Here is a 23,724-nt window from a genome sequence, read left to right as displayed (position 1 = left end):
TGGACATGGCCGACACGCTGAGCCCCGAAGAAATCGAGGCGCTTTTCACCCGCAGCGATGGCACGTTTCTGTGCGCGCGGTGGGGGCGGCCCATCGTGCCGGTGGTGTTCGGCGTCGACGACCGGACGCTCGGCATCTTCAAGGGCGCGATCGAGGCGGTGGTCGCGCTGGCCGATCACAGGATGGCCGAGACCGATCCCGAGCTTGGCGCGAACCTGATGGTGTTCTTCGTGCGCGACTGGTCGGAACTGACCGAGACCCCGAACCTCGACCGCCTGGTGCCCGACCTCGCGGCCCTCGTGACCCGGCTGCAGGCAGCCGGCGCGAATCAATACCGGATCTTCCGCTTCGACGCGGATGGCGGGATCAAGGCGTGCTTCGTGTTCCTGCGCTTGGACGAGGTGCTGGCGGCGATGGATGCCGAGACGCTGGCGCTCGGCCAGGTTGTGCAATCGGTCCTGCTCTGGTCGGACAGGGCCTTCACCGAACGCTCGGCCCTTGCGCAACTGCCTGACGGGACAGTGGTTTTGCGCCCCGAGATCGGCGCGCTCATCCGCGCGGCCCACGACCCGGCCCTGCCCGGATGCGCCAGTGACACGAGTCACGCCCTGCGCCTGCACGCAAGGATGCTTGTTTCTTGAACAGCACGAAGATTTTGATACTGTGTGAGAAACAATAACCTTGACTGACTACTATTTCCGTGGGATCTAGAACGTGGAATTTTGCTTGTTGTTGGTTTCACCATCCAGCCGGGCATTCAGCAAAATGGAGAATGAGAATGAAACAATATCTTATCGCAGCCGCCGTGGTGGCCATGACCGCCCCGGCCGCGCATGCGCTGACGCTTGACGAAACCCAGGTCGAGGATGTGGGTTTCGGACCGACCGAATTGAACGCCACACTGAATTTCGACGGGTATACCGGGTCGGGGACAGTCACCGAGGTCCGGCTGGGTTTCCGCGGCGTGATCGAGTCGGATATCTCGATCTTCAACATTTCCGCTTCGCCTCAGGACTTCAGCGCCGATACCGTTACGGAATTTGCGTACACCTCGCCGGCGGGCCCGTCCGTCTTCGACGTGGCCGGCGGAACAGGGCCGACGACGATCGTCGGCGGCGGAAATACCACTTTCGAAGTGGACGGGTCGAACTCTTCCGGCCTGACGGTTACCGGTGGCGGTCTCGCTCCGTTCCTGTCGCCGTTCACCGTTGATCTGCTGACCGACACGTTCATCCGGATCTCGGGTGGCGGTGGCCGCGTTCTGGGCGGCCAGGAAACCGAGGCGTTCGGCGAAGTGACCGTCGAGTACTTCACCGATGATCCGCTCGCCCCCATCCCGCTGCCGGCAAGTGCCTTCCTGATGCTGGCCGCGCTCGGCTCTTTCCTGGCACTTCGGCGCTACAAGACCGTCTGAGCGTCCGGGCTTGCAGAGATCACAAGGCGCCCGGTTTCGGGCGCCTTTTTTATGCGGCAAGGCATTTTTATGCACCACGGCATGTGTATCCGCCGCGGGCGCCAGCGTCAGGCAACGCGAGGCTGCTACAGATCATCCTCGCCGGCCAGTTCCAAGGGCGCCGGCGCAGCGTGCAGATCGTCCACGCCGAGGGCCGTGCGCGGTTTCGACAGGCGGTTGCGCACCACCCAGTGCAGGCGTTCCTCGGCGCGGGTGATGGCGACATAGGCCAGACGTTTCCACAGCGGCTGACCGGCCTCGGAGCGTCCCATGCGCGCCGCGGCGTAGATGTCTGGGGCGAAAACCTGAACATCGCGCCACTGGCTGCCCTGCGCCTTGTGGATCGTCACCGCCGCCCCGTGCAGGAAGGTCGCCCCCATATTGGCGGCAAACGGAATGAACGGCTCTTCCTCGCCCGGTTTCTCGATCTTGACGATCGAGGCCGCCGACAGTTGCGGGCTTTCCGCGCCGATGACATGCAGCCGCGAGAACCCCGGGCGCTTGCCGGGCCCGAGATAGACCACCTGCGCTCCCTTGATCAGCCCCCGCGCCTCGAGATCCAGCCGCTTGCGGCGGTGCTTGAGGGGCAGCTCGATACCGTCGCAGATCAGCGGCTCGCCGGCCAGAAGGGCCGTCTCGGGCGCGTCATGCACGGCGCGGAAGGCGTGGATCAGACGGATGCGCGTGGCATTGCGCCAGACCAGCACCGGCGAACGCGCCATCAGGTCGACCTCGACCCGTTCGGACCACCTGACACGGTCGTCACGGCGCGCAGCCTCGGCGATCATCTGCTCGAAGTCGTGAAATTCCAGCGCGGGGTCGGCGAGGGCATGCGCAAGGTCGAGGATCGGGTTATCGGCGTCCTGCCGGTGCACGCGGCTCAGCTCCAGCCGCGCGGGCGCGGGCAGCGTGTCGAAGACCATCCCCTCGCCCCCGGACTTCACGGGCGGCAACTGCGCCGGATCGCCGAACAGCAGGAGCGTCGGGAAGATCTCCTGCAGATCCTCGAACTGCTGCGCGTCGAGCATGCTGGCCTCGTCGACGAGCCCGATATCGAGCGGCTCTTCCCGGCGTTTCCAGCCGGTGATGAAATCCGATCCGCGCAGACCCGCTGCCGCCAAAGCCCCGGGAATCGAACTGTTGCCCTGGTAGAAGGCAAGCGCCCGGTCGAGCGCCTGATCGGTCAGCCCCTCGATCTCGGGGCGGTCGCCCTGCCCGGCCAGCCACTCGGCGATCTTCTCGTATTCGGGATGGTAGACGGGGGTGTAGAGGATCCGGTGGATGGTCGTCGCGGGCACCCCGCGCGTGCGCAACACGCTGGCCGCCTTGTTGGTGGGTGCGAGGATCGCGAGGCTGCGCCGGTCGCGGCGCTTGCGCCCCTCATAGTCGCCGGACACGATCTCGACGCCCGCCTCTTTAAGTTCGCGGTAGAGCGCCGCCAGAAGCAGCGTCTTGCCCGATCCGGCCTTGCCGATCACGGCAAGCGCGGTCTGCGTGCCCTCGGTCGGCGGGGCAAGGGTGACCTGGTCGAGGTCCACGCCCACGCCGCGCAATTCCTCGGCGATGCGATCATGCGCCTCGGCCTGGTCGGGCGAATATGTCAAGGGGATCTCGGTCATCCGGTCGACCCTAGCGCCGCAGACCGCCGGGTTCCAGCGAAAGACGCGCGGCGCCGCGATCGCACGCAAGCTGTCGGTGAACTCTTTTCTATCGTGCCTCGGCAGGGTATTGCCTAGCGAAAACAGACGGGTTGCCAGCGGCGGATCCCCCGCGGAGGAGAGCAGACATCATGGCGCATATCATCGTCGTCGGGAATGAAAAGGGCGGCGCGGGCAAGTCGACGGTGTCGATGCATGTGGCCACGGCGCTGGCCCGGATGGGGCACAGGGCGAACGCCCTCGATCTCGACCTGCGGCAGCGCAGCTTTGGCCGCTATGCCGAGAACCGCCAGCTTTTCATGGAACAGGCGGGCATCGACCTGCCCTCTGCGCAGTATCACGCGCTGCCGGAACTGGCACGGGATCAGCCCGCCGAAACCCACGACAAGGCCCGCCTGTCCGCCGCGCTCGAGACGCTTGCACCGACAAGCGATTTCATCGTGATCGACTGTCCTGGCGCGCATACCCGGCTGAGCCAGGCGGCGCACAGCCTTGCCGACACGCTGATCACGCCCTTGAACGACAGCTTCATCGATTTCGATCTGCTGGCCAATATCGATGGCGACGGGCAGAAGATCCGCGGCCCGTCGGTCTATTCCGAAATGGTCTGGAGCGCGCGTCAGGCGCGTGCGCAGGCGGGGCAACGGGCGATCGACTGGGTCGTGCTGCGCAACCGCGTCGGCTCGCAACAGATGGTCAACAAGGAAAAGATGCGCCGCGCCATCGATGCGCTGGCCAAGCGCATCGGGTTTCGTGTCGTGCCCGGCTTCAACGAGCGGGTGATCTTTCGCGAGTTGTTCCCGCGCGGCCTGACCCTGCTGGACCTGAAGGATACCGGCGTGAAGGGGCTCAGCATCTCGAACATCGCCGCGCGGCAGGAATTGCGCGACCTGATCAAGTCGCTGAACCTGCCCGGTGTGACGGTGAATTTCTAGGGCGTCACGCCGGCGGTCCGGTCCGCGGCTGCGCACGGGTACGCGGGCGGCGTTGCATCCGCAGCGCCCAGAGGTTCGACACGAAGAGCACGCCGATCACCACCGCCCCGCCGAGGATCGCCCAACGGCCCGGATCCTCGCCCACGACCGCCCACACCAGAAGCGGGGCAAGCACCGATTCCAGCAGGATCAGCAGCGATACTTCGGCAGACACGATGTAGCGCGGGCCTAGCGTCAGCAGGCAGGTCGACACGCTGATGAAGGCCCCGTGTGCAACGACCAGCGGCCAGTTCGCGAACCAGACCGGCGCCGGCGTCGCCACCGGCCAGATCAGCAGCGACGCGCCCAGCATCGCCACGGGGATCGCCGGGATCATCGACACGTGTTTGAGTTCTCGTGCCGCCGAAAGTGCGGCGGCCATGCAGGCCGAGACCGCGAGGGCCACCAGATCGCCGCTCCAATGCGCGCCTTCGGTCTCGCCCGATCCCCGGGCGATCACCGCGAGCCCGGCGAAGACCCCCAGCATCGTCCAGATCATCCGGTGGCTGATCGGTTCCGCGAGGAAGATCCGGCTGAAGATCGCGGCGAAGACCGGCATCGAGGCGAGGATGAACACGACATTGGCGACGCTTGTCCACGACACGGCGATCACGAAGCCCGGGGCGGACGCACCGATCAGCACGGTGTAGATCAGCCCCGCACGCCCGGTGCGCGCCACGGCGCGGAACCCGCGCGTGCCTTGGGCGATCAGCACCCCGGTCAGGATCGCGCCGCCGCCGACGATCCCGCGCCAGAAGGCGATGGTCACCGCATCCCCGTCGATCAGCCGCACGAAAAGCGAATCCGGCACCACGAACAGAACCCCGAGCGCGGTGATCAGAAGTCCCTTGAGATGCTCGGACATGGCGGCGCTGCTCCTCGTGGCCCTCGACCCTTGCCCCGCCCCGCCGCGATGGCGACGCGGCGGGGCGTCGACGGCCACAGCCTTAGGGGATCGGGCACTCGGGCGCCATCCCCCTGCCGCATCCTCAGCCTTGGGTTTTCTTCTGCCAGGCAAGCGCCAGCGAAACGACACCCGCCGCTGTCAGGTCGATCCCGAGGAACAGCCCGAGTAGCCCGAGCGCGCCCTCCGGAAGGGACAGCACGATCAGGGCCGCAAGCACCAGTGACAGCCCGCCCGAGGTCATGATCCAGCCCCAGCCGGTGTCGGGCCGCAGCTGCCATGCCAGCGCGACGCGAAGCGCGCCGATCACCGTAAAGAAGATCGCCACAAGCAAGGTCAGCGTGACCAGACCGGCCAACGGATTCAGTATTAGCGAGATCGCGAAAAGTACGAATACCGCGCCCAGAAGGCTGGTTATCCAGCGGTCTCCGGTGCTTTTCGTCGTGTCGGTTACACCGTGCCAAAGCTGCATCCCGCCAGCGACTAGAAAGGCCGCGCCGGCGACCGCCTCGGCGGCCAGCGACGCGGCGAACGGGTTGAGAAAGGCCAGCAGCCCGCCGATCAGCGTGACGGCCCCAAGAGCGGCCAGCTTTTTCCACCCCAGATCCGGCACCAGATTGTCGAGATCGTTGCGGTCGTCCTGATTGCTCATGATCCTCTCCATTCGAAACCGTTTGATGCGCGACGTGCACATGCCGACAGCGAATTTCAATGGAGAATGCGAACGCGATGCGGCGGGATCCGTTTGGTCACGATCCGCGCCCCGCCCGCATGGTTTGACCGCCGGAGGCGCGTTTGCGGCATGAACTGCCCCCCAAGACATGCCAAGGGAGGGCTTCAGTCGATCCGCATGGTCTCTGTTGCCGCTATCGGCGCGCTGGCCGGAACCCGCGCCTGCGATCGTCGTCCGCACGAACCGGGATCGCGGCATAGTCGTGGTGCATGACGTGCTGGCGATGGCCGCCGCGCGGCTCGTCGTCATCGTCCTGCATGCGCATGACCGAGATGCCGAACTGCACGCCGGCAAAGACGATCCCGTTCGCGATCCACAGTATCACGACGGCCAGCAGACCCTGTTCTGTATGCGTGACGAGGTGCCAGAGATTGGCGACGTTGAACCACAGCAGCATCCCGACGAACGCCGCCGCGATGGCGAAGCCGATGGCGACCTGGGTGATGTAAAGACGTATGAGCTTGGGCATGATCTCTCTCCCCTTCAAGATATCAGGATAAGACCTGTTCCGAAAATTACAAGCGGCACGCCGGAGATAACACCGCTCGGGCCAGTGTCACGCCTTCTTGGCCCGGCCGAAATCGGGCGCGTCGGTGTCCTGTCCGGCCTCGATGATGCCGCGACGGATCGCGCGGGTGCGGCTGAAATAGGCATGCAGGTGGTCGCCGTCGCCGGTGCGGATGGCGCGTTGCAGGGCGAACAATTCCTCGGTGAAGCGCCCGAGAATTTCCAGCGTCGCCTCGCGGTTGTTGAGGAACACGTCGCGCCACATCACAGGATCGGAGGCCGCGATGCGTGTGAAGTCCCGAAACCCGGCGGCAGAGTACTTGATCACCTCGCTGTCGGTCACCCGGCGCAGATCGTCGGCGACCCCCACCATCGTGTAGGCGATGAGGTGGGGCGCATGGCTGGTGACGGCGAGCACCAGGTCGTGATGGTCCGCATCCATCTCGTCGGTGTGAGCGCCGAGCGCCTGCCAGAAACCGGACAGCCGGTCCACAGCGGCGCGGTCGCTGCCCTCCGGCGGCACGACCAGGCACCAGCGGTTGTCGAACAGCTCTGCAAAGCCCGCGCGCGGGCCGGAATGTTCGGTCCCCGCAAGCGGATGCGCGGGCACGAAATGCACATCCGGCGGCAGGTGCGGCGCCACGGCCTCGATCACCGCGCGCTTGACGGACCCCACGTCGCTGAGCGTCGCACCCGGTTTCAGCGCGCCCGAGATGTCCTGGGTCACCGCGCCCATGACGCCGACGGGGACGCACAGCACCACCAGGTCGGCGCCCTCGCAGGCGTCGGCAGCGCTGTCGCAGACAAGGTCGCACAGGCCGATCTCGCGCGCGATCTCGCGGGTCCCGGCGGAACGGGCATAGCCCGTCACCTCGCGCGCCGCACCCGCGCGGCGGATCGCGAGGGCCATCGACGACGCGATCAGACCCAGCCCGATCAGCGCCACGCGGTCGTAGATCACGCTCATCGCGCGCCGCCCTTGAACTGCCCGATGGCGTGGGCCACGCGGCGGCAGGCAGGCTCGTCCCCGACGCTGATGCGCAGGCAATTGGGCAGGTTGTAGCCCGCCACGCGCCGGACGATCAGCCCTTGCGACTTGAGGTAGTCGTCGCAGGCCTCGGCCTCGGCGCGGCTTCCGAAGCGCGCGAGGATGAAATTGGCCAGCGACGTGTCCGAAGGCACCCCGTGCTCTGCCAGCGCCTCGGCCAGCCAGGTGCGCAGGCGGGTGTTGTCGGCGCGGCATTTCTGCGCCCAAGCGGTGTCGCGCACCGCGGCCTCGGCGGTCACCTGCGCCGCATGGCTGAGGTTGAACGGCCCACGCACCCGCCCCAGCACGTCGACCACGTGCCCCGGCCCGTAGCCCCAGCCGACGCGCAAGCCCCCCAGCCCGTAAAGCTTGGAGAACGTGCGCGTCATCACCACGTTGTCATGGCTGTCGACAAGGCCCGCGCCGCCGTCATAGCCCTCGACATATTCGGCATAGGCGCCATCGATGACCAGCAACGCCTCGTCGGGCAGCCCGTCGGCCAGGCGGCGCAGTTCTGCCTCGCCGATCATCGTTCCGGTGGGGTTGTTGGGATTGGCGATGAACACCAGCCGCGTGCGTTCGCTGCAGGCCGACAGAATCGCGTCGACATCCGTCACCCGGTCACGCTCGGGCACCTCGACGGGGATGGCGCTGTTGGCCAGCGTGCTGATGCGGTACATCGCGAAGCCGTGCTCGGTATGGATCACCTCTGTTCCGGGCCCGGCATAGGCCTGGCACAGCAGCGCGATGATCTCGTCGCTGCCCACCCCGCAGACGATGCGCTCCGGGTCGAGCCGGTGCGTCTCGGCGATGGCATGACGCAGGCTCGCGTGATCGGTGGAGGGATAGCGATGCAGCTCGAACCCTGCCTTGCGGAACGCCTCCTTGGCCGCGTCGCTCGGTCCGAACGGGTTCTCGTTGGAGCTGAGCTTGACCACGTTCGCGACACCGTCGACATGCCCGCTGCCGCCCTGATAAGGGGCGATATCCATGATACCCGGCTGTGGCGTGATCGTGGTCATGATGTCCCCCGTCATTCCCGAATTGTTCTAGCCCCGGGGCACAGGGCTGACCAGCGCCAAAAGAAAATGCCGCAGCGGTGACCCGCAACGGCATCCGCAGACCGAGGCACGCAGTTCAGTTCTGCGCGTAGAATTCGATGACGAGGTTGGGTTCCATCATCACCGGATAGGGCACGTCCGACAGGCCCGGCTGACGCACGAACTTGGCCGACATCTTGGAATGATCGGCCTCGATGTAATCGGGGACGTCCCGCTCTGCCAACTGCGTCGCCTCGAGCAGGACGGCCATCTGCTTGGACTTTTCGCGGACCTCGATCACGTCGCCTTCCTTGACCCGGTAGGACGGGATGTTGACGCGCTTGCCATTGACCTTGACATGGCCGTGATTGACGAACTGGCGCGCGGCGAACATCGTGGGCACGAATTTCGCGCGATAGACCACGGCATCCAGACGCCGCTCCAGCAGACCGATCAGCAGCTCGCCGGTATCGCCGCGCACGCGCTCGGCCTCGGCATAGATGCGGCGGAACTGCTTTTCGGTCAGGTCGCCGTAATAGCCCTTGAGCTTCTGCTTGGCGCGCAACTGCAGGCCGAAATCGGAAATCTTCGCCTTGCGGCGCTGGCCGTGCTGGCCGGGGCCGTATTCGCGGCGGTTGACGGGCGATTTGGGGCGACCCCAGATGTTCTCGCCCATGCGGCGGTCGATCTTGTACTTGGCAGACGTGCGTTTGGTCACGGCTGGTCTCCTTCTGTGATGTCGAAGGGCGTTGTCCTCTGCGTTCCGGCAAGACCCGGGCGGCCGACAGGCATCCCCTCGCGGGGGCCACCAACACCAATGAAAGGGCGCGTATACACCACCTGCCCCGCCTGTCAACCGGGCGACGCTGCGTCTTTCGTGGCTGGAATACCCCGGGGGCGGCGCCGCCCGGATCAGAGCGCCCGCATCCAGAACTGCAGCGAGTGGTCCGTCTCGTGGCTCTGGTCGATATCCTTCCAGCGGAACTGCGCCACGGCGCCCTCGACCGGCGCGTAGCCGCGCTTGCGCCAGAAGGCGTCCAGCGGGCGATAGTCGTCGGGGCGCAGCGGATGATCCGCCGGGCGCACCACGCCGCAAAAGGCGCAATGCGTCCGCCCAAGGCTGCGTGCGTGATCCTCGCGCAGATCGAAGAAGCGATGCCCGATCCCCTGCCCGCGATAGTCGGGCAAGAGCACGCTTTCGGCGCAATAGAAGATCCGCTCCAGCGCCAGCCCGGTGCCGGCGAGGGCCGCGCCGAACTCGTCCGCGTGATCCTCCATCGGGGTGCCGGTCGCCGCACCGATCAGGCGACCTTCGTCGAACGCACCCACGACAATCGCCGCATCGCTGTCGCGGTAGACCTGCAGATACGCCTCCTCGTAGGCCAGATCGCCATCGTAGAGGTAGGGAAAGGCGCGGAACACCTCGATCCGAAGCCGGGCCACGTCCGGCAGGGCGGCGGCAAGATCCTTTCCGGTCAGGCGCGCGACGCGGATCATGCCGACACCTGCCGCGTCCAGTCCGCGAGGTTGTAATAGGTGGTGATCCGGGTAATCCGCCCGTCGCGCAGGCCAAAGAACGACCCCGCCGGCAGGCGGTAGCGCTGCCCCGTCGCCTCGGGCAGCCCGTCATCGGTCACGAGATAGGTGCCGTTCACCACGAATTCGGCGGCGGCGCGCGTGTCGTCCTCGCCGGAAAAGATCACGATATCGGTCAGGTCTTCGCGGTAGCAGCGGCTCATGTGCTCGCAGAACGCGCGAAACATCTGCTTGCCGCGGCGCATCTCGCCCTCGTTGACGAAGTGATGCACATCGTCGTCGAGGCAGTCCAGCATCGCGGCCACATCGCCCCGGTTGAACGCGTCGAGATAGCTGCGCACGGTGTCTGTCATGTCTCCTCCCCTGGTGGTCCCCAATAGTCGATCAGATGCCCGATGATCTGGTCGCGCGTCTTGCGGTACGCGTCAAGCCGCGCCGCGCGGGTCTGCGCCAGGCCGGTCGGGTCGAGGATCGGCCAGTAGACCACATCGAGATGGAAATACCGCGTCAGGTCCAGCACCCGCCTCTGGCTGGCGGGGCTGAGCGCGACGATCAGGTCGAAGGACGACAGATCGTCGCCCCATTGCTCCATCTCGTCGAAACTGCGCACGCGGTGACGCTCCAGCTCGACCTCGATCTCGCGGCAGACGGCGACGGAGAACCCGTCGATCTCCATGTCGCTCTTGACACCGGCCGATTGCACATAGGTGTCGGTGCCGTAGAACTTCTTCATGATGCCTTCGGCCATGGGCGAGCGGACCGCGTTGTGATCGCAGCAGAACAGCACCGATTGCGGCAGCGCCCGGGGCATCCTGTCAGCCCCCGTGATGCAGCACGCAGATCAGCGTGAAGAGACGCCGCGCCGTGTCGTTGTCGATCTCGGCCTTGCCTTCAAGACGCTCGGCGAGGATGCGCGCGCCCTCGTTGTGGATGCCGCGCCGGGCCATGTCGATGGTCTCGATCTGGCTGGGGGGCATGTTCTTCACGGCGTCGAAATAGCTTTCGCAGATCGCCCAGTAATCCTTGACCACCTGCCGGAACGGGCTGAGCGACAGGTGAAACTCCGCCGCCGGCTCGCCGTCCTCGGTGCGGATATCGAAGACCAGCCGCTTTTCGCGGATCGACAGACCCACCCGGTAGGGGCCGTCGGGCACCGTGCGATCGTCGCGCGGCGGCAGCGCGAAGCTGTTCTCCTCGATGAGATCGTACATCGCCACCTTGCGCTCCTGCTCGATCTCGGGCGTCGGAGGCGGCAGGTTGGCATCGTTCAACTCGATATGGCAGATCCGGCTCATGGCATGGTCCTCGCGCTCACGTGCCCGAGATCCTTAACCCGGCGATGCGGCCAAGGCAATTTCGGCGTGCGGCCGGGCCGGGCGCGCCGCACGCCGTCACATCACGGCAACGCCCGGGCGAGGATCGAGACGATTTTGCGATTTTTCCGGCAAAAAAACCTCCGCGTGTAAATGGTATCTTGTGGTTGTGTCGGGCAGTATCGTGGCATGGAGGCATCCGGACACGGAAATTTCCCAGACGGCACGGGGCGCAGGGGATCGGGGCGACGGCATGATCGAGTTCGATACGGTCAGCAAATCCTTCTGGACGGGCACGCAGCGCAAGGTGATCCTTGATCGCGTGTCGTTCCGGGTGGATATCGGCCACAGCCTGGGCATTCTCGCCCCGAACGGCACCGGCAAGACCACGCTGATCAACATGATGGCCGGCCTGGAAAAGCCCGACGAGGGGGTGATCCGCCGCGGCTGCCGCGTCTCGTTTCCGCTTGGCTTCATGGGCGGCGTCATCAGCCGTCTTTCGGCGCTCGAGAACGCGCGCTACATCGCGCGGCTCTACGGTCTCGACCCCGACTACATCGAGGCGTATTGCCGCTGGCTGTGCAACCTCGGGGAATACTTCGACCAGCCGATCGGCACGTATTCCTCGGGCATGCGCGCGCGGTTCAGCTTTGCGCTGATGCTGGCGCTGGATTTCGACATCTACCTGATCGACGAGGGCATGCCCGGCTCGACCGATGTGGACTTCAACCGCAAGGCGGGGGATATCCTGCGCGAACGCCTGCGCACCACCACCATCGTCATCGTGTCGCACGATCCCCGCACCCTCGAGAAATTCGCGCGGTCGGCGGCGGTGCTGACGGGCGGGCAGCTTTACATGTTCGAAACCCTGGAAGAGGCAAAGGCACTTTATGACTATGAAACCCAGGGTTAGAAAGTTCCGCATCGGGGCCAGTGCGCCCGGTCGTGCGGACCGGCAGGACGCGGACGCGGCCGAGGCCGATCACGATGCCCCGTCGCGGGACGTCGGTGACGAGGGCGCGCAACCCGCGACAGACCCCGACGAGGCGCTGAGCGCGCGCCAGCTTCGGCTGGCGCGGCGCACGGCACAACGCCACGGGCTGTCGCCCGCCTCGGACCTTGAGGCGGTGCGGATGTTGCGCAAGCGCGGCATCGACCCCTTCCAGCGCGCCACCATCGTCGAGCTCGTGGCAAAGACCGGCGGTGCGCGCGACGCCTCGAATGCCGAAGACAGCCCGCAATTGCCGCAGATCCGGCCCGACGCGGGGCGCGGTCTTCCCGCGACCGATCTCAGCCCCGCGGATCGGCGCGCCCGCGAGATCACCGGGATCCAGCGCGACATCGCCAGGCGGCGCCGCCGCAAGCTGGCGCTACTGATGTCCCGGCTGGTGGCCTTCGTCATTCTTCCGACCGTGCTGGCGGGCTATTACTATGCTGCCATCGCCACGCCGATGTATGCCACGAAATCCGCGTTCCTGATCCTGTCGGCCGATGGCGGCGGGTCCGGCGGGGGCGGCGGCGGCCTTGGTGGCTTGCTGCCCAGCCAGTTCGCCACCGGGCAGGACGCGATCGCCACGCAGGAATACCTGCAATCCAAGGACGCGATGCTGCGGCTCGACGCCGATGCCGGCTTTCGCGCGCATTTCAGCCAGCCCCGGATCGACCCGTTGCAACGCCTCGACCCCCAAGCGTCGACCGAGGACGCCTATGCGATCTACAGCAAATACGTGAAAATCGGCTACGATCCGACTGAGGGCGTCATCCGGATGGAGGTTTCGACCGCCGATCCGCAGGTCAGCGCCGAATTCTCCCGCCGCCTGATCGCCTATGCAGAGGAACGCGTGGACGCGCTGAGCCGGGAGAAGCGCGAGGACGCGGTGATGACCGCCGGCGAGAGCCTCGACCAGGCCAAGCAGGAGCGCCGGAAGGCGCAACAGCAGCTGGTCGAGTTGCAGGAAGGCACCATCCTCGACCCCGAAGGCGAGATTGCCAGCATCCGCAGCCTGATCAACTCGGTCGAGATGCAACTGCAGGAAAAGGAGTTGAACCTCAGCCTGCAGATGAACAATCCCCGTCCCAACACCGCCCGCGTGGAGGCGCTGCAAAGCGAGATCGACGTGTTGCGCGCCGAGATGGCGCGCCAGAAGGCCCGGCTGACCGACGCCACCGAGGGCGAGCGGTCACTGGCCTCCAAGACCGCGGCGATCCAGATGGCGCAGGCCGATCTCGCCACCGCCGACCTCGTGCTGCAATCCGCGCTGGAGGCCAAGCGGCAATCGCAGATCGAGGCCAACAAGCAGGTGCGCTATCTGACCGTCAGCGTGCGCCCCCTGCCTTCGCAGGATCCAAGCTATCCGAGGGCGTTCGAGAACACGCTGCTGGCCTTCCTGATCTTTTCGGGTATCTACCTGATGATCTCGCTGACCGCGTCGATCCTGCGCGAACAGGTGTCGTCGTGACGGAATCCGCCCTGCCGCACCCCCCGCCTTGCCCTCGCGGATGCAGTTTACACCCCTGTCACGGTTTGCCACTATCCGCGGCGTCGATGTTCAATCAAAAACGAGTATTTCCATGACCAGACCGCTGCCGACCGTGCACCCCAACACGTGGGAATTCCTGCGCGACCCGATGATCGTCCCCACCGGATTTCGCGAATATGACGCGCGCTGGAAATATCCCGACGAGATCAACCTGCCTGGCGTCACGGCGCTCGGTCTCGGGCTTGGCACGCAGATCCGGGCACGCGGCATCCGGCCCGAGATCGTGGTCGGCAACGATTACCGCGACTATTCGCTGAGCATCAAGAACGCGCTGATCCTCGGGCTGATGCAGGCGGGCATCACGGTCCGCGATATCGGGCCGGCGCTGTCGCCGATGGCCTATTTCGCGCAGTTCCACCTCGATGTGCCCGCTGTCGCGATGGTCACCGCCTCGCACAATCCCAACGGCTGGACGGGGGTCAAGATGGGGTTCGAGCGGCCCTTGACCCACGGCCCCGACGAGATGGCGGAACTGCGCGACATCGTCCTGCAAGGCCGCGGCCAGCCGCATCCCGGCGGGGCGTATGACGTCGTCGGGGGGGTGCGCGAGGCCTATCTCGACGATCTTGTGGGCGATTTCCGGATGACCCGCAAGCTGCGCGTCGTCTGCGCGACCGGCAACGGCACCGCCGGCGCTTTCGCGCCCGAGTTGTTCGAACGCATCGGGGTCGAGGTGGTGCCGTCGCACAACACGCTGGATTACACCTTTCCCAATTACAACCCGAACCCCGAAGCGATGGAAATGCTGCACGACATGGCCGAGAGCGTGCGCGCCACGGGGGCCGATTTCGCGCTGGGTTTCGACGGTGACGGCGACCGCTGCGGCGTGGTCGATGACGAGGGCGAAGAGATCTTTGCCGACAAGGTCGGCGTGATCATGGCGCGCGACCTCAGCAAGATATACCCCGGCTCTTCCTTCGTGGCGGATGTGAAATCCACCGGGCTTTTCGCCAGCGATCCGGAATTGCTGAAAAACGGCGCCAAGGCGGATTACTGGAAGACCGGTCACAGCCACATGAAGCGCCGCGTCAAGGAACTGGGCGCGCTGGCGGGGTTCGAGAAATCGGGGCACTACTTCCTGGCAGAGCCGGTGGGCCGCGGCTACGATTGCGGGATGCGCGTGGCGGTCGAGATCTGCAAGCTGATGGACCGCAACCCGGAGATGTCGATGTCCGACCTGCGCCGCGCCCTGCCGCGCACCTGGGGCACGCCCACCATGTCGCCCTACTGCGCGGATGCCGAGAAATACCAGACCCTCGACCGTATCGTGGAGCGGCTCGCCGCGATGTTCGACGCCGGCGAGCGGATCGCCGGACGCGCCATCGCCGAGGTGGTGACCGTCAACGGCGCGCGCGTCATGCTCGACAACGGGTCCTGGGGCCTCGTGCGGGCCTCGTCGAACACCCCCAACCTCGTGGTGGTCTGCGAAAGCGGGACAAGCGCGGAGGAGATGCGCGCGATCTTCCATGATCTCGACGCGGTCATCCGGACAGAGCCGGGCGTCGGGGATTACGACCAGACGATCTGAGGCGCGCGCCCGGCAAAATCCCGGCCCCGGCGCGCCGCTGTTGCCCGGTCAGCCATGCTCGCGCAGGATGCCGCCCGCGAGGTAAAGCGAGCCGCAGACCAGGATGCGTGCCGCGGGCGTCTGCGCCGCGATCCGCCGCACCGCGTCGAGCGCCGTGTCGGCGATTTCGGCCCGCATCCCGACGCCACGCGCAGCCAAGGCGGTGGTCTCGGCCGGCAGGGTGTTGGCCTCGCCGGGGATCGACACCGCCGTCAGGCTGTCGGCCACGCCGGCCAGCGGCCGCAGAAAGCCCGCCACGTCCTTGGTGTTCAGCATCCCGCAGACGAGATGCGTCGGACGGGACGGCAGGCCCGCCATATGCCGGGCGAGGGCCAGCCCGGCGGCGACATTGTGCCCGCCATCCAGCCAGATCTCGGCCTCGGGGGCCGCGTCGACCAGCGGCCCGGACGCCAGACGCTGCATGCGCGCGGGCCAGACCGCGCGGCTCACCGCCGCCTCGCAGGCCACATCGGCGGCGCCGAGGCGGCGCAGCACGGCCAGCGCGGCACCCGCATTCTCGATCTGGTGATGCCCGGGCAGGTTCGGCAGGGGCAGGTCGCGCAGCCCGGTCTCGTCCTGGTAGACCAGCCGGCCGTGTTCCTGCGTGGCATGCCAGTGCTGCCCGTGCGCCAGCAGCGGCGCACCGAGGCGGTACGCGGCGGCCTCGATCACCTCCATCGCCGGATCGGCCTGCGGGCCGACGATGCACGGGACGCCCCGCTTCAGGATCCCCGCCTTTTCGCCGGCGATCGCGGCCAGCGTATCGCCCAGATAGTGCTCGTGATCCATCGAGATCGGGGTGATCACCGTCAGCGCGGGCCGGTCGATCACGTTGGTCGCGTCCAGTCGCCCGCCCAGCCCCACCTCGAGCAAAGTGTAATCGGCGGGCTGTCGCGCCATGGCGAGGAGAGCGGCACAGGTGGTGATCTCGAAATAGGTGATCGGCGCGTCGCCGTTGACGGCGTGGCACTCGTCGAGAACCTCCGTCAGGTGGTCCTCGGAAATCAGCTCGCCGTTCAGCCGGATCCGCTCGTGGAAACGGGCCAGATGCGGCGAGGTATAGGCGTGACAGCGATGCCCCGCGGCCTCCAGCCCGGCGCGGATCATCGCCAGCGTGCTGCCCTTGCCGTTGGTCCCGGCGATATGGATCACCGGCGGCAGGTCGTTCTGTGGATTGCCCAAGGCATCAAGCAGACGCCAGACCCGGTCCAGCGTGAGATCGATGATCTTGGGATGCAGCGCCATCATCCGCTCGAGGATGCGGTCGGATGTGAGCGTGCTCATGTGTCGGGCGTGTCCTTGCCCGCGTTGGCCGGGGCGTCCTTTTTCGGGGCGTCGTCGGACGTGACCGGCGGCGCAACCTCTGCCGGAAGCTCGGGCGCGGGCAGGTCGCCCTTGACGGCGGGCGGCTTGCGCATCAGCATCCGGATGATGGTGATCAGGTCCTCGCGCATCTCGGTGCGCGGCGTCACCCGGTCGAGCATGCCGTGCTCCAGCAGGTATTCGGCGCGCTGGAACCCCTCGGGCAGCTTTTCGCGGATGGTCTGCTCGATCACGCGCGGACCGGCAAAGCAGATCAGCGCGCCGGGCTCGGCGATCTGGACATCGCCCAGCATCGCGTAGCTTGCCGTCACCCCGCCGGTGGTGGGATGGGTCAGCACCACGATATAGGGCAGCTTCGCCTCGCGCAGCATCTGCACCGCGACGGTGGTGCGCGGCATCTGCATCAGGCTGAGGATGCCTTCCTGCATGCGCGCACCGCCGGCGGCGGAAAACAGGATCAGCGGACGCTTGCGCTTCACCGCCTCTTCGGCGGCGGCGATGATCGCGTTGCCGACATACATCCCCATCGACCCGGCCATGAACGAGAAGTCCTGCGCCGCGGCGACGACCGGCGTGCGGCCGATCTCGCCGGTGGCGACGAGCATAGCCTCTTTCTCGCCGGTTTCCCTCTGGGCGCCGCGCAAGCGGTCGGGGTATTTCTTCTGGTCGCGGAAATGCAGCGGATCGGGGGTCGGCGCGGGGACGGGCACCTCGCCGAAAACGCCACGGTCGAACAGGGCCGCGAACCGGGCGCGCGGGGTGATCGCCATGTGATGCCCGCAACTGGTGCACACGTTGAGATTGCCCGACAATTCGCGGTGAAACAGCATCGTCCCGCAGTCGTCGCACTTGAACCACAGGTTTTCGGGGATTTCACGGCGCGAGAAGATCGAGTTGATCCGCGGGCGCACGTAATTGGTGATCCAGTTCATCGGGCGGGGTCCTGCCTTGGCACTTGCCCCGTCCAGATAATCGGCGGGCGCGGGAAATGCAATCAGCCGCGCAGGGCAAGCCGGATGGCCAGCCAGCCGCAGAAAAGAACGAGCAGGTCGACCGGCATCATCGCCGTGATCGCCCGGGTGTCGTCTAGCGCGAACGGATAGGAGTAAAGCGCGAGACCATCGAACATCCCATCCGGCGCGGCGATCAGGATGGCGCTGAAATTGTTGATGAAATGCAGCGCCGTCGCGGGTCCCAGCGTGCCGAACCGCGCCGTGAGATCGCCCGCGACGATCCCGAACATCGCGGCCCAGGCGACCACGATCCATGCGTTTCCCCCGTAATTCGTGACGTCGAAATGCAGAAGCGCGAAGACCACCGAGGGCACGGCCAGCCAGACCACCGGCGAGGCGAACCGAGCGGCCAACTGGCTTTGCAGGTAGCCGCGAAAGATCAGCTCTTCTGCGAAGACCTGAAGGAACAGCGCCACGAGCGCCGGGATCAGGAACTTCGCCCATGTCGCTGCGGCAAGGTTCGGGGTCGGCGCCACGCTTTCGGGCATCGGGATCAGCCCGACGACGCCGTATAGCAGCACCATCGCGCCGAGCGCACGCCCGAATTGCCGCATCGCGCGCGGCAGCGGGCCGATGATCGACCGAAGACCGCGCCGATGCACGATCCGCGCGACGATCCCGAGCGCCACGATCAGCAGCCCGAAGGTCGCGAGGTTGATCAGCACGCCGGTCGGGGTGTCGGCGGCGTTCACCCCGTCCTGCACCCGGGCCCATGTCTCGGGGCCGAAGAGCACCGGCAGCAGCGTGGCGTAGGCGAAACTCAGAACCAGGAACAGCGGCACCAGCAACAGGATCCCGCCGGCGAGACGGTTCAGACCGGCCGACGCGCGGGCCGGGGCTACAAGCGTTTCATGGGCATCGTATCGCATGACGGTCAAGCTAGCCCGGCAGCCCCGGCGTTGCAAACGGCTTGCCCCGCGCGCGGCCTTCGCCTAGACCGGCTGCCAGCGAGTTGCGGGAGGCCCCAGATGACCAGGTTCGACAAAGCCAGACTGCCCAGCCGGTACGTGACCGAAGGCGCCGCGCGCGCCCCGCACCGGTCCTATTACTACGCCATGGGCATGACCGAGGACGAGATCCATCAGCCGCTGGTCGGCGTCGCCACCTGCTGGAACGAGGCCGCGCCCTGCAACATATCGCTCAACCGCCAGGCGCAGGCGGTCAAGGGCGGCGTCAAGGAGGCGCATGGAAGCCCGCGCGAGTTCACCACCATCACCGTGACCGACGGCATCGCCATGGGCCATGAGGGGATGCGCTCGTCGCTGCCCTCGCGCGAGGCGATCGCCGACACGGTCGAGCTGACGATGCGCGGGCATTGCTATGACGCGCTGGTCGGGCTGGCCGGATGTGACAAGTCGCTGCCGGGCATGATGATGGCGATGGTGCGGCTGAACGTGCCGTCGGTCTTCATCTATGGCGGGTCGATCCTGCCGGGCAAGGCGCCGCAGATCGACGACATCCCCGAGGAGTTCCGCAGCCGCGACCTGACGGTGCAGGATATGTTCGAGGCCGTCGGCTGGCACCAGAACAAGCAGATGTCGGACGCCGCGCTCGACGCGCTGGAACGCGTGGCCTGCCCATCGGCGGGCGCCTGCGGCGGGCAGTTCACCGCCAACACCATGGCCTGCGTGTCAGAGGCGATCGGGCTTGCGCTGATGAATTCGTCGGGCATGCCCGCGCCCTACGAATCCCGCGATCAATACGCCGACGCATCGGGGCGCGCGGTGATGGACCTGCTGGAGAAGAACATCCGCGCCCGCGACGTGGTGACGCTGAAATCCTTGCAGAACGCCGCGCGGGTCGTGGCCTGCACAGGCGGGTCGACCAATGCCGGGCTGCATCTGCCGGCGATCGCCCACGAGGCGGGGATCGAGTTCTACCTCGAGGATGTCTGCGACCTCTTCCGCGACACGCCCTATTTCGTCGATCTCAAGCCCGGCGGCACATATGTCGCCAAGGATCTTTATGATGCGGGCGGCATCCCCGTGGTGATGAAAGAACTGCGCAAGGCCGGCCTCATCCACGAGGATTGCGTGACGGCGTCGGGGCGCAGCATCGGCGAAGAGCTGGACCTGATCGCGCGCGAGGCCGATGGCCGCGTCATCTACCCCATCGACACGCCGATCACGAAATCGGGCGGGGTCGTGGGCCTCAAGGGCAATCTCGCCCCCACCGGGGCGATCGTGAAGGTCGCCGGGATCGCGCCGGAAAACCAGGTCTTCACCGGCCCCGCGCGGGTCTTCGACTGCGAAGAGGACGCGTTCGAGGCCGTCAAGGCGCGGGGCTACGAGGAGGGCGAGGTGATCGTGATCCGCAACGAGGGCCCCGCCGGCGGACCCGGCATGCGCGAGATGCTGTCGACCACCGCCGCGCTGTCGGGACAGGGGATGGGCAAGAAGGTCGCGCTTATCACCGATGGCCGGTTTTCGGGCGCGACGCGCGGCTTCTGCGTCGGCCATGTCGGCCCCGAGGCCGCGCATTGCGGCCCGATCGCCCTGATAAACACCGGCGACGTGATCACCATCGACGCGATCAAGGGCGAGCTGTCGGTCGATCTGTCCGATGACGAGCTGGCCCGCCGCAAGGCAGCGTGGCCCGGCCCACCCGAGACGCGCTACGCCTCGGGCGCGCTGTGGAAATACGCCCGGCTTGTCGGCGAGACCTACAAGGGCGCCGTCACCCATCCCGGCGCGCAGGCCGAGCGGCATGTCTACATGGACCTGTGACATGACACCGGCCCGAAGCGGCATCGCCCGTCGGGCCTTGGCCCTTGTCGCCTGCCTGCCATTGGCCGCCTGCCTCGAGCCGCCGCCAAGCGCGCCCGTGGCGCAAGAGGCCCTGCGCGCCGTATCCTTTTATGGCGGGACGATCACCGTGGCCGGCCCGCGCGGCTATTGCATCGACCGCTCCAGCATCAAGAGCGACGGGGGCGGGCGCTTCGCGATCCTCGCCAGTTGCGAAAGCCTGACGGGTCGGGCGGGTATCGCCGTGGACCCGGCGATGATGACGGTGGCGGTGCTGCCGCGCGCCGGTACCATCGCGCCGCCAGATGCGGCCGCGATGGCGGGCGTGCTCGGGGCGGATGCCGTGCGAAGTGTCGAGGAGCGCGACGACATCACCCTGGTGCAGGTCGCGGAAGGCGGCGAGGCCGTCCTGCCCGGCGGCGACCCGGTGCATTGGCGCGCGAGCATGGTAATCAACGGTCACATGCTGGGTCTCGCCGCCTATGGCCCGAAGGGCGGGGCGATCGCCGGCCCGCGCGGTCGCGAGGTTCTGGGAGAACTCGCCGCGGCGCTGCGCGCGGCGAGCGTGGCGTCCAACGGCAGCTGACGCGCAGGTTGCGCATGCGCCGGTCTTGCCCGACGCGGCGTTTCGACGGTAATGGCGTTTCCTCCGCGAGCCGTTCGGCTTTTCCGCGGCAGAAATCCGCGCCTGATCACGATTTGACAACGTTTCTGCGGTTCAATCACGAAGGACACGACAAGGGTGCGGTCAGAATGGATATCCTTCATGACGCACGGTACTGGCGCAGCTTGCGCACCTGTCGCAAGGCCCTGCGCGCCGTGACCCGTGGCAACACGGCACAGCCTGCGGCAGGGGCCGGCGGCCCGGCCCTGTGCCGCGCCCTGCCCCACGGCACCGACTGGGCCTGGCGCCCGGAGGTCTGGACCACGCCGCTGACAGAGCCCGCGACGACCTCGGTCGCGTCGCACTTCATGCTGGGCCGCGAGGTGACCGTCTTTCACGATTGTCCCCGGGCACAGATCGATCTGTGCCAGGCGCGCAACCCCGACCCCGCCGACCGCGCGGCGCTCGGGTTGCACATCGACGTGTCGGGATTCGACGGGTCGTTCCTGTCGCTGGTGCTGGATCTGCCGCGCCCGGCGCTGGCCGGTCTGACCCGGCAGCATCTCGTGCGGCTCGACGCGATCGTCGCGCCTGAAACACCGCTCAGGATCTTCGCGCGGCTGAACGTCCAACACGGTCCGAACACCGAGCAGATCACGCGCGAACTGCCGCTCGACGCGCCGGCCGCAGCGGTCGAGTTCGATCTCGCCTATTCGAAGCTCAACGAGAACCGGCTGCAGCGCGCGTGGATCGACCTGATCCTCGAAACCCCGCAGACGACCCAAGTGGCGCTGCGCGACATCATGTTCAGCCGTCGATTGCGGGCCAGCCTGTAAGCGGCGGCGCGACCGTGCCCGATCCGACGCCGATCCCGAGCCGGCGTTTCGGGCCGGGTGCGAAACGCCGCAAGGCATCAGGCGATCCGTTACGGTCACCGGCCTCGGCGGGCTGCCCCGAAAGATACTTGCGCGCGCGCGACTTCGCCGCGGGGCAAGTGGTTGCCAAGGTCTGGCAAGGGATTGAAATCATTCCTTCAAATCGATCCGAATAGTCACCCGTGCTCTTCCTTCGAGATCGCGGTCAGCGCCCGGTTATAGGCCTTCAGCGCATCGACATGGAACAGCGCGCCCAGCAGTTCGGGCGGCTGGTCGTCGCCTTTCAGCGTCACCACCGGGATGAACGGCACCAGCGTGCGCTCGAAGACCGGCATCGCGGCCTCCAGCGTGGTCGTGGCATCCAGGTAGATGCCCTGCTCGATCAGCGACCAGCAGCGATCGGCACCCGCGGCGCGCGCGTGGTCCGGCCCGCGCATCAGGTTGCGCACCTGGAACATCGCCAGCAGGTAATCCTGCGGCCCCGCGGCAAGCTGCACCCCGCGCCGCACAAGCTGCGACATGAAGAACGACCGCTGCACCAGCCGCGATCCCAGGGCGGTGGACATCGACACAGCCACCATCACCGCCAGCCCCGTCTGCCAGTCGCCGGTCAGTTCGAACACGATCAGCGTGGTCGAGACCGGCGCGCCGAGGACCGCGGCGGCGACCGCGCCCATCCCGGCCAGCGCGTACAGCGTCTGCGCCCCCGACACCTCGGGAAAGATCGCCGTTGCCGCATAGCCGAAGGTCAGCCCGGTCAGCGCCCCCACCATCAACGAGGGCGAGAACACCCCGCCGCCCATGCGCCCGCCGATGGTGATCGCCACCGCCGCCACCTTGATGACGGCATAGACCAGCGCCTCGTGCCACAGAAGCTGCCCGGTCAGCGCGGCCGACGTGGTCTCGTATCCCACGCCGATGACGTGCGGAAACCAGATCGCGATCGCCCCGAGCATCAGCCCCGCCGCCGCCGGTCGCAGCCAGCGCGGCAGGTGCAGCTGCATCTGGACATGCGCCGCCACGTCCTCGGCCAGGAAGATCCCCCGGCTCAGCGCCGCGCCCACCACGCCGCAAAGCAGCCCGAGGATCAGGAAGGCCGGCAGTTCGACATAGAAGGCAAGCGCGCTGGAGCGGTCGAGGACGAACTCGGTCACGTCACCGAATTCCAGCCGGTTGATGACCGTACCCGCCACGCTGGCGATCACGATGGGCGCGAAGGCGTGCACCGCGAAATGCCGCAGCACCACCTCCAGCGCGAAAAGCGCCCCGGCAATGGGCGCGTTGAACGACGCCGACACGGCCGCGGCCACCGCACAGCCCAGCAGGTCGCGCCCGGTGATGCCGTTGGCGTTGATCCGGTCGCTCACCCATGTCGAGATCACCCCGGCGAGATGCACCACCGGCCCCTCGCGCCCCGACGAGCCACCGGTGCCCAGCGTGATCAGCGACGCCGCGGCCGAGGCCAGACCCTCGCGGGTCTCGACGCGGCCCTTGTACATGGCGGCGCCCTCGATCACGTCGGCGACCGACCGGACGCGCCCGTCGGGGGTGAACCAGTGCAGGATCAGGCCCACCACCAGCCCCCCGGCCGCCGGCAGCAGCAGGATCCAGTACCACGGCAGCGTCTCGGCCAGGCTGTGGATGCGCGCGACATCCTCGGACCCGTAGGCAAGGTATTGCAGCTCGGCGATTCCCTTGCGGAAAAGCAGCGCGGCAAAACCCGCCGCGATCCCGATCAGCAGCGCGATCAGCCAGAACTGGAACTGGCTGGGACCGCGCAGACGCAGCACCGTCCAGCCATTGCGCAGCCCTTCGCCCGCACCGCGGCGCAATTCGCGCAAGAAGGAATTCGTCCGGGCCTGCATCACCCCACCTCTCGGTCGCCCGGCCCGCGCTTTCGCATCGCTGTCGCT

General features: G+C 66.9%; 23 protein-coding genes and 1 pseudogene. 9 read left to right on the top strand and 15 right to left on the bottom strand.

The features are described from left to right. The first annotated feature begins 5 nt into the window (after nucleotides 1–5). Together V8324_RS05665 and V8324_RS05660 are read left to right on the top strand one after the other, a co-directional pair. Nucleotides 6–641, top strand: a complete 636-nt coding sequence (locus V8324_RS05665; protein ID WP_336418952.1) for a hypothetical protein — start codon at nucleotides 6–8, stop codon at nucleotides 639–641. 137 nt (nucleotides 642–778) lie between these two features. Then, on the top strand, nucleotides 779–1,414 hold the full coding sequence (locus tag V8324_RS05660) for a VPLPA-CTERM sorting domain-containing protein (protein WP_336418951.1): 636 nt from the start codon (nucleotides 779–781) through the stop codon (nucleotides 1,412–1,414). Between the two features lie 125 nt (nucleotides 1,415–1,539). On the opposite strand, the gene V8324_RS05655 is transcribed toward V8324_RS05660, so the two are convergent. Beyond that, the gene (locus tag V8324_RS05655; RefSeq protein ID WP_336418989.1) at nucleotides 1,540–3,072 is read right to left on the bottom strand and encodes an ATP-dependent DNA helicase; all 1,533 of its coding nucleotides are present in this window, start codon (nucleotides 3,070–3,072) and stop codon (nucleotides 1,540–1,542) included. 170 nt (nucleotides 3,073–3,242) lie between these two features. Between V8324_RS05655 and V8324_RS05650 the strand changes: the two genes are divergently transcribed. Then, nucleotides 3,243–4,046 carry a division plane positioning ATPase MipZ gene (locus V8324_RS05650; RefSeq protein WP_336418950.1) on the top strand — a complete coding sequence of 268 codons (804 nt, stop codon included), beginning with the start codon at nucleotides 3,243–3,245 and terminating at the stop codon, nucleotides 4,044–4,046. A gap of 4 nt (nucleotides 4,047–4,050) precedes the next feature. On the opposite strand, the gene V8324_RS05645 is transcribed toward V8324_RS05650, so the two are convergent. From V8324_RS05645 to V8324_RS05600, 10 genes and pseudogenes are all read right to left on the bottom strand, one after another. Continuing rightward, the gene (locus tag V8324_RS05645) at nucleotides 4,051–4,950 is read right to left on the bottom strand and encodes a DMT family transporter (RefSeq protein WP_336418949.1); all 900 of its coding nucleotides are present in this window, start codon (nucleotides 4,948–4,950) and stop codon (nucleotides 4,051–4,053) included. A 124-nt stretch (nucleotides 4,951–5,074) separates the two neighbouring features. Further along, nucleotides 5,075–5,641 carry an HdeD family acid-resistance protein gene (locus V8324_RS05640; RefSeq protein WP_336418948.1) on the bottom strand — a complete coding sequence of 189 codons (567 nt, stop codon included), beginning with the start codon at nucleotides 5,639–5,641 and terminating at the stop codon, nucleotides 5,075–5,077. Nucleotides 5,642–5,855: 214 nt separating this feature from the next. After that, complete coding sequence (locus V8324_RS05635; protein WP_336418947.1) at nucleotides 5,856–6,191, bottom strand: hypothetical protein; 336 nt, start codon at nucleotides 6,189–6,191, stop codon at nucleotides 5,856–5,858. A gap of 87 nt (nucleotides 6,192–6,278) precedes the next feature. Next, nucleotides 6,279–7,196: a prephenate/arogenate dehydrogenase family protein gene (locus tag V8324_RS05630; protein ID WP_336418946.1), complete on the bottom strand. Its 918-nt coding sequence runs from the start codon at nucleotides 7,194–7,196 to the stop codon at nucleotides 6,279–6,281. Beyond that, a complete protein-coding gene (gene hisC, locus V8324_RS05625; protein WP_442970475.1) occupies nucleotides 7,193–8,278 on the bottom strand; it encodes a histidinol-phosphate transaminase in 1,086 nt (361 codons plus the stop codon). The genes V8324_RS05630 and hisC overlap by 4 nt, the downstream gene beginning before the upstream one ends. Before the next feature lie 115 nt (nucleotides 8,279–8,393). Beyond that, a complete protein-coding gene (rpsD, locus tag V8324_RS05620; RefSeq protein ID WP_336418945.1) occupies nucleotides 8,394–9,014 on the bottom strand; it encodes a 30S ribosomal protein S4 in 621 nt (206 codons plus the stop codon). Nucleotides 9,015–9,208: 194 nt separating this feature from the next. Beyond that, nucleotides 9,209–9,793 carry a GNAT family N-acetyltransferase gene (locus tag V8324_RS05615; RefSeq protein ID WP_336418944.1) on the bottom strand — a complete coding sequence of 195 codons (585 nt, stop codon included), beginning with the start codon at nucleotides 9,791–9,793 and terminating at the stop codon, nucleotides 9,209–9,211. After that, nucleotides 9,790–10,185 carry a ketosteroid isomerase-related protein gene (locus tag V8324_RS05610; protein WP_336418943.1) on the bottom strand — a complete coding sequence of 132 codons (396 nt, stop codon included), beginning with the start codon at nucleotides 10,183–10,185 and terminating at the stop codon, nucleotides 9,790–9,792. Before V8324_RS05610 ends, V8324_RS05615 begins: the two co-directional genes overlap by 4 nt. Then, entirely contained in the window at nucleotides 10,182–10,643 is a 462-nt protein-coding gene (locus V8324_RS05605) for an arsenate-mycothiol transferase ArsC (protein WP_336418942.1), read from the bottom strand. The genes V8324_RS05610 and V8324_RS05605 overlap by 4 nt, the downstream gene beginning before the upstream one ends. Before the next feature lie 4 nt (nucleotides 10,644–10,647). Further along, nucleotides 10,648–11,130, bottom strand: a pseudogene (locus tag V8324_RS05600) (UPF0262 family protein); the annotation flags it as partial. Nucleotides 11,131–11,398: 268 nt separating this feature from the next. Between V8324_RS05600 and V8324_RS05595 the strand changes: the two are divergent. From V8324_RS05595 to V8324_RS05585, 3 genes are all read left to right on the top strand, one after another. After that, the gene (locus V8324_RS05595) at nucleotides 11,399–12,058 is read left to right on the top strand and encodes an ABC transporter ATP-binding protein (protein ID WP_336418941.1); all 660 of its coding nucleotides are present in this window, start codon (nucleotides 11,399–11,401) and stop codon (nucleotides 12,056–12,058) included. After that, on the top strand, nucleotides 12,036–13,604 hold the full coding sequence (locus V8324_RS05590; RefSeq protein ID WP_336418940.1) for a capsule biosynthesis protein: 1,569 nt from the start codon (nucleotides 12,036–12,038) through the stop codon (nucleotides 13,602–13,604). The genes V8324_RS05595 and V8324_RS05590 overlap by 23 nt, the downstream gene beginning before the upstream one ends. A 112-nt stretch (nucleotides 13,605–13,716) precedes the next feature. After that, on the top strand, nucleotides 13,717–15,213 hold the full coding sequence (locus V8324_RS05585; RefSeq protein WP_336418939.1) for a phosphomannomutase/phosphoglucomutase: 1,497 nt from the start codon (nucleotides 13,717–13,719) through the stop codon (nucleotides 15,211–15,213). A gap of 48 nt (nucleotides 15,214–15,261) precedes the next feature. On the opposite strand, the gene V8324_RS05580 is transcribed toward V8324_RS05585, so the two are convergent. From V8324_RS05580 to V8324_RS05570, 3 genes are all read right to left on the bottom strand, one after another. Next, the gene (locus V8324_RS05580) at nucleotides 15,262–16,536 is read right to left on the bottom strand and encodes a bifunctional folylpolyglutamate synthase/dihydrofolate synthase (protein ID WP_336418938.1); all 1,275 of its coding nucleotides are present in this window, start codon (nucleotides 16,534–16,536) and stop codon (nucleotides 15,262–15,264) included. Further along, nucleotides 16,533–17,507 (bottom strand): acetyl-CoA carboxylase, carboxyltransferase subunit beta, encoded by a 975-nt coding sequence (accD, locus tag V8324_RS05575; protein ID WP_336418937.1) that lies wholly within the window; start codon nucleotides 17,505–17,507, stop codon nucleotides 16,533–16,535. Before accD ends, V8324_RS05580 begins: the two co-directional genes overlap by 4 nt. A gap of 62 nt (nucleotides 17,508–17,569) precedes the next feature. Beyond that, complete coding sequence (locus V8324_RS05570; RefSeq protein ID WP_336418936.1) at nucleotides 17,570–18,457, bottom strand: CPBP family intramembrane glutamic endopeptidase; 888 nt, start codon at nucleotides 18,455–18,457, stop codon at nucleotides 17,570–17,572. A 99-nt stretch (nucleotides 18,458–18,556) separates the two neighbouring features. Between V8324_RS05570 and ilvD the strand changes: the two genes are divergently transcribed. The 3 genes from ilvD (at nucleotide 18,557) to V8324_RS05555 (ending at nucleotide 21,772) form a co-directional block, all read left to right on the top strand. Beyond that, complete coding sequence (ilvD, locus tag V8324_RS05565) at nucleotides 18,557–20,314, top strand: dihydroxy-acid dehydratase (RefSeq protein WP_336418935.1); 1,758 nt, start codon at nucleotides 18,557–18,559, stop codon at nucleotides 20,312–20,314. Nucleotide 20,315: 1 nt separating this feature from the next. Further along, nucleotides 20,316–20,918, top strand: coding sequence for a hypothetical protein (locus tag V8324_RS05560; protein ID WP_336418934.1), 603 nt, complete (start codon nucleotides 20,316–20,318; stop codon nucleotides 20,916–20,918). 167 nt (nucleotides 20,919–21,085) lie between these two features. Further along, nucleotides 21,086–21,772: a DUF6478 family protein gene (locus V8324_RS05555; protein ID WP_336418933.1), complete on the top strand. Its 687-nt coding sequence runs from the start codon at nucleotides 21,086–21,088 to the stop codon at nucleotides 21,770–21,772. Nucleotides 21,773–21,987: 215 nt separating this feature from the next. Here V8324_RS05555 and V8324_RS05550 read toward each other — a convergent pair whose 3' ends face one another. Continuing rightward, nucleotides 21,988–23,676 (bottom strand): chloride channel protein, encoded by a 1,689-nt coding sequence (locus tag V8324_RS05550; protein ID WP_336418932.1) that lies wholly within the window; start codon nucleotides 23,674–23,676, stop codon nucleotides 21,988–21,990. Nucleotides 23,677–23,724: the final 48 nt, after the last annotated feature.

Source organism: Roseovarius sp. D22-M7 (assembly GCF_037083785.1).
GTDB lineage: Bacteria > Pseudomonadota > Alphaproteobacteria > Rhodobacterales > Rhodobacteraceae > Roseovarius.
Note: the sequence above shows the minus strand (reverse complement) of the source record. Positions and strands in the feature narration are given on the sequence as shown.

Bases quoted from the DNA above. Each gene is read 5' to 3' on its own strand.
- V8324_RS05665 (WP_336418952.1), top strand. From the start codon at position 6: ATGGCCGACACGCTGAGCCCCGAAGAAATCGAGGCGCTTTTCACCCGC.
- V8324_RS05660 (WP_336418951.1), top strand. From the start codon at position 779: ATGAAACAATATCTTATCGCAGCCGCCGTGGTGGCCATGACCGCCCCG.
- V8324_RS05655 (WP_336418989.1), bottom strand. From the start codon at position 3,072: ATGACCGAGATCCCCTTGACATATTCGCCCGACCAGGCCGAGGCGCAT.
- V8324_RS05650 (WP_336418950.1), top strand. From the start codon at position 3,243: ATGGCGCATATCATCGTCGTCGGGAATGAAAAGGGCGGCGCGGGCAAG.
- V8324_RS05645 (WP_336418949.1), bottom strand. From the start codon at position 4,950: ATGTCCGAGCATCTCAAGGGACTTCTGATCACCGCGCTCGGGGTTCTG.
- V8324_RS05640 (WP_336418948.1), bottom strand. From the start codon at position 5,641: ATGAGCAATCAGGACGACCGCAACGATCTCGACAATCTGGTGCCGGAT.
- V8324_RS05635 (WP_336418947.1), bottom strand. From the start codon at position 6,191: ATGCCCAAGCTCATACGTCTTTACATCACCCAGGTCGCCATCGGCTTC.
- V8324_RS05630 (WP_336418946.1), bottom strand. From the start codon at position 7,196: ATGAGCGTGATCTACGACCGCGTGGCGCTGATCGGGCTGGGTCTGATC.
- hisC (WP_442970475.1), bottom strand. From the start codon at position 8,278: ATGACCACGATCACGCCACAGCCGGGTATCATGGATATCGCCCCTTAT.
- V8324_RS05615 (WP_336418944.1), bottom strand. From the start codon at position 9,793: ATGATCCGCGTCGCGCGCCTGACCGGAAAGGATCTTGCCGCCGCCCTG.
- V8324_RS05610 (WP_336418943.1), bottom strand. From the start codon at position 10,185: ATGACAGACACCGTGCGCAGCTATCTCGACGCGTTCAACCGGGGCGAT.
- V8324_RS05605 (WP_336418942.1), bottom strand. From the start codon at position 10,643: ATGCCCCGGGCGCTGCCGCAATCGGTGCTGTTCTGCTGCGATCACAAC.
- V8324_RS05595 (WP_336418941.1), top strand. From the start codon at position 11,399: ATGATCGAGTTCGATACGGTCAGCAAATCCTTCTGGACGGGCACGCAG.
- V8324_RS05590 (WP_336418940.1), top strand. From the start codon at position 12,036: ATGACTATGAAACCCAGGGTTAGAAAGTTCCGCATCGGGGCCAGTGCG.
- V8324_RS05585 (WP_336418939.1), top strand. From the start codon at position 13,717: ATGACCAGACCGCTGCCGACCGTGCACCCCAACACGTGGGAATTCCTG.
- V8324_RS05580 (WP_336418938.1), bottom strand. From the start codon at position 16,536: ATGAGCACGCTCACATCCGACCGCATCCTCGAGCGGATGATGGCGCTG.
- accD (WP_336418937.1), bottom strand. From the start codon at position 17,507: ATGAACTGGATCACCAATTACGTGCGCCCGCGGATCAACTCGATCTTC.
- V8324_RS05570 (WP_336418936.1), bottom strand. From the start codon at position 18,457: ATGCGATACGATGCCCATGAAACGCTTGTAGCCCCGGCCCGCGCGTCG.
- ilvD (WP_336418935.1), top strand. From the start codon at position 18,557: ATGACCAGGTTCGACAAAGCCAGACTGCCCAGCCGGTACGTGACCGAA.
- V8324_RS05560 (WP_336418934.1), top strand. From the start codon at position 20,316: ATGACACCGGCCCGAAGCGGCATCGCCCGTCGGGCCTTGGCCCTTGTC.
- V8324_RS05555 (WP_336418933.1), top strand. From the start codon at position 21,086: ATGGATATCCTTCATGACGCACGGTACTGGCGCAGCTTGCGCACCTGT.
- V8324_RS05550 (WP_336418932.1), bottom strand. From the start codon at position 23,676: ATGCAGGCCCGGACGAATTCCTTCTTGCGCGAATTGCGCCGCGGTGCG.